This is a genomic window from Lentilactobacillus sp. (genome assembly GCF_040773105.1).
GTDB classification, from domain to species: domain Bacteria; phylum Bacillota; class Bacilli; order Lactobacillales; family Lactobacillaceae; genus Lentilactobacillus; species Lentilactobacillus parabuchneri.
In genome coordinates this window covers 1-4,044 of sequence record NZ_JAXGWW010000190.1, presented here as the reverse complement: position 1 = coordinate 4,044, position 4,044 = coordinate 1, and the positions used below count along the sequence as shown (strand labels likewise).

Genomic DNA, 4,044 nt, shown 5'->3' with positions numbered 1-4,044 from the left:
TTGCTCAAAACATTCAACTTGTCATCAAAGTCATAGACAACTGGTTCGCCAGTCGCCATTTCAAGGTTGATAATGTCTTCGTCAGAAATGTTTTCGATATACTTGGAAAGGGCACGCAATGAATTACCATGAGCGGCGATAACCACGTTCTTGCCATCAAGCAACTTAGGTGCAATTTGATCTTCCCAGAATGGCATAACTCGTTCGAGAGTCACTTTAAGGTTTTCACCACCAGGGATGATGTGTGGATCAAGGTTGGCATAACGACGGTCGTGAGCAGCAGAACCTTCGTCATCAGCCTTCAAAAGTGGTGGCAAAACATCGTATGAACGACGCCAGATATGAACCTGTTCGTCACCGTACTTTTCAGCGGCTTTCTTCTTGTTATGGCCTTGCAAAGCGCCATAATGACGTTCGTTCAAACGCCATGATTTGATTTCTGGAATCCAAAGTTGGTCTGAGTATTCCAAAGCATAATGCAGAGTCTTGATTGCACGAGTCAATACAGAAGTGAACGCAAAGTCGAATTCGATGCCGGCTTGTTTGATCAGCTTACCAGCGTTGATGGCTTGCTTAACGCCTTCTTCGCTCAAATCAACATCAACCCAACCAGTAAATTGGTTAGATAAATTCCATTCACTTTGACCATGACGAATTAAAACAAGTTTTGCCAATATAATTACCTCTTTCTTTATCTCTATCAGATTGATTTTACACCAAACGGAAAAATTTTTCAGCCTAATTGTGAAACTTTTATAAAGTGAATCCGTTTTCTATGGTTCGCCCTGCTTGTCGGGAAGCTTACCAGACGTGCTGTCATGCTTCTTGACCCCCAAAATGTCAAGGAAGAATGTAAAGATCGGCACCCCACAGATCAGGCCCCAAATGCCAAAGAAATGTTCGCCGATCAGCAACACCACAAAGGTGTAAAAAATCGGTAGATTGGTCTTTGATGCCATAAAGTTGGGGTTGAGCACATAAGCCTCAAATGCATGAACAATGATAATCGTGATTAACAAATAAAAGACATCGTTGAAGCCACCCACTGAGTAACCAATCAGTGACAGTGGAATGAACGAGATAATCACACCGGCGACTGGAATCAAGCTCAAAATGAATACCAGCAGTGCCAATGCCGCAAGTTGTGGCAGATGCATAAACGCCATCACGATCGTTGTTAAAACGGTGTTGCAGATTGCGATGAAGAATTGAGCTTCAATAACCACCCCGAAGGTTGCGACAAACTTTTTACCAAAGAAGTAAAGATCTTGGAAGAACCAGCCAAAATCACTTTCTAAAAATAATCTTGAAAATCGTGTCATCGTTCGTTGCTCAATCGAGAAGAAAAAGCTCAAGATCATCGATAAGAAAAGGGTGATCCCCATGGTCCCAACTCCGGTGACGTATCTCCAAACCAATGACACCCCATTTTTCATTTGGGCCATAATATTGCTTTGCTTGATGAACTCGTTGACCCATGCCAAGGTTGTGTCATCAGGCAAATTTTTTGGGTTTGAATAGAAATTGATAATGTCTGTCGTCGTTCGAATCGTTTGTTCGGCAACTTTTGGAATGTACTTGGTAATCGCAAAATACAGGCCTAGGATAACCAACGCATAAAGGACCGTCACAATCACGCCGGCGGGAATTTTAATATGCCGACGAATCGCATTGGTCAATTTGACGACCAACAAACAGAAAATAAACGTTAATAAGACCGTGCTGATCATACTGCGCATCACGTAAATCACAAAAATAATCACCATCAGGACTGTGAATCTTCTTAGTGCAACGTTATTGATGAATCTCGTCCAAAGTGACAAATACTCAACCCCCTTGTTTGGTGCTTAATTAATTTGATTTTACACTTCGAAAGCGTTTCCCCACAAGCATTATTACCTTTGATAATAAAAAAATCTCAGAGGTTGATCGCCCCTGAGACGTGTGTAATCGTATTAATACCGTGATTTGACATATTGACCAATGGTTTCGCCTTTTTGATGTGCGCCCTTGATGATATTACGAACATCCTGGTCACTCATGGCATTGGAGTCAACGCCGGCAGCGCTAATCTGTTGTCTGGCCGAATTGATTTGTGCCTGGGTGATCGGCTTACCGTTCAAATCCTTTTGTTTTTGCGTTACTGTATATTCATTTGAGCCCTTATAAGCCGCCGCAGCCTTTTTCTCAGCCGAGGTCAGACTGGCACTCTTATTGGATGACACATTTGGATTATTGCTGGTGTTGCTGTCAGAATTTGACGAATCAAAATCATTCGAACTGCTGGACGAATTACCACTAATCGCATCGTTATTCTTATTCCGCAGGTCTTCTGCCTTCTTCAAAATGTCAGCGTAGTATTTCTGATGAATTGATTTGTCAGAGAAAATCTTATCCAAAGTACTGTTAGATTCTGTGTACTTGCCCTCACCGGTTTGATCGAGCGCCTGGTCGTATATTTTGGTGTAATTGTTAAGGTTCTTTTGAATCCCTTTAATCTTGGTGATTTGCTGTTTGGCGCGATCGGACAGCAGATCATTGCCCTTTTTGACGTCAACAACTGATTGATATTCACCCTTAGCCTGGCCAAATTTACGCGAGTTAAACAGATCGTTGGCCGCAATAAATGATTGTGTTTGGTTCAACACTTTATTTGCCTGTTCATCATTTGGTTTTCGTTTCAGGGCATTGGTAAACGATGTTTCGGCAGCTGTATAATTTTTATTCGAAATTTGAAGGCGGCCTCGCTTCATAGCCTGAGCGTAAATGTTCTCGTTTTGACTATGACGGGCGTACGCGTAACCACCAACCGATGCACCGATCACAATGGCGATTACAATCCAGATCCATTTTTTCAAATTGAAGCCCTCCTAATAAAATTTGTTCGCTTTTATTATAACATTTTTCCATAAACGGCATTTCTGAACGCAATCAAATGCACATAGCTTGGAAAGATGACGGTTAATATTTATTATAGCAAATGATGGATACAGACTTTAGGCCAAATTTTTGTTATCCTAAAGCCAAGAATTTAACTTTGAGAGGAGCTTACAAATGGCGGACAGTTCAGAAGAGTATATCAAGCAGCACATGTTCGGCAACCCACAGATTAAGCCGGACGAAAAACGCGCATTCTTGGGAAACTTCAGGGAACGAGTTGCGCTGGCCCTAACGATTGGCCAAATCCAACGACCGGACGTGGGCGAACTGGTAGGGAAGATTTTAAACGACTACCCGGAATATCGTTTGTATATCAACGGCCGGATGGACCAGGAATTAATTGACCCGTTCATGGACATCGCCATTGAACACAATTACAAGTTCACGGTCCTGGTCCAAAATGGTATGAGGGTCGACCAACCGTTGAAGCCGGATGATTTCGGTTTGGTGGTGGCCAACCCACATGAGAAGATTAAGAGAAGGATTGTGTTTTAGAGAGTGCGACGAGACCCGGGTTGACCCCGGTGTGTAAGGCCTGGGTTGCAATAATGAACGGTTTTTGTTCATTGTTGCAACTCAGGTCTTACACGTTAGGGGTCAGGGTCGTCGGAGCACATTTCGACTAGGAAATAAGAAAGCACAAACATCCTCATCAAATCAGAGTACGGAGCAAACGGGGTAACTACTAGGTATTTCATGACCGTCGCCAAGTAGGCTAGACGCTGCACTTCGTTTGCGGTCGTCGGAGCACATTTTCCAGCTAGATGAACCATTCGCCTCAACTATCCTACAAACCAACGCAAAAGAGCCAAGGCATGCAAACTGCCTCGGCTCTTTTAAGTTTAAAAAAATATGTAACGCAATTTTGGCGGTTCTCTCAAACAACCATCGCCAACAAGAATACCGCTATCAACCCCAGCACCACCGAAAGCGCCATTGAACGTGTCCAATAGGCAATGGCGATGACAATCACTGCAGCGATCATTTCCGGTGCCCGGTTAACAATTGTCACCGTGTACACGGGTGAGATGAATAGGTCTTTAACGACCAGCGCAGTAAATAACGATATCGGCACATACCGCATCCATTCATTAAACCAGGCAG

At 43.2% G+C, this 4,044-nt stretch carries 5 protein-coding genes; 1 reads left to right on the top strand and 4 read right to left on the bottom strand.

The features are described from left to right. The 3 genes from AB3112_RS09070 to AB3112_RS09060 form a co-directional block, all read right to left on the bottom strand. Positions 1-674 (bottom strand): 2,3-diphosphoglycerate-dependent phosphoglycerate mutase (locus AB3112_RS09070; RefSeq protein WP_367334338.1); only part of this gene is annotated, 674 nt, incomplete at its 3' end. Between the two features lie 99 nt (positions 675-773). Beyond that, positions 774-1,766, bottom strand: a complete 993-nt coding sequence (locus AB3112_RS09065) for an AI-2E family transporter (protein ID WP_171031864.1) — start codon at positions 1,764-1,766, stop codon at positions 774-776. Positions 1,767-1,955: 189 nt separating this feature from the next. Further along, entirely contained in the window at positions 1,956-2,858 is a 903-nt protein-coding gene (locus AB3112_RS09060; protein WP_301474755.1) for a hypothetical protein, read from the bottom strand. A 196-nt stretch (positions 2,859-3,054) separates the two neighbouring features. On the opposite strand from AB3112_RS09060, the gene AB3112_RS09055 reads away from it, so the two are divergent. Continuing rightward, positions 3,055-3,435, top strand: a complete 381-nt coding sequence (locus tag AB3112_RS09055) for a YueI family protein (protein ID WP_057909741.1) — start codon at positions 3,055-3,057, stop codon at positions 3,433-3,435. Between the two features lie 382 nt (positions 3,436-3,817). Here the strand turns inward: AB3112_RS09055 and AB3112_RS09050 are convergent. Next, positions 3,818-4,044 (bottom strand): AzlD domain-containing protein (locus tag AB3112_RS09050; RefSeq protein ID WP_367334337.1); only part of this gene is annotated, 227 nt, incomplete at its 5' end.

Coding starts and splice junctions, on each gene's coding strand:
- AB3112_RS09065 (WP_171031864.1), bottom strand. CDS start 1,766: ATGGTGATTATTTTTGTGATTTACGTGATGCGCAGTATGATCAGCACG.
- AB3112_RS09055 (WP_057909741.1), top strand. CDS start 3,055: ATGGCGGACAGTTCAGAAGAGTATATCAAGCAGCACATGTTCGGCAAC.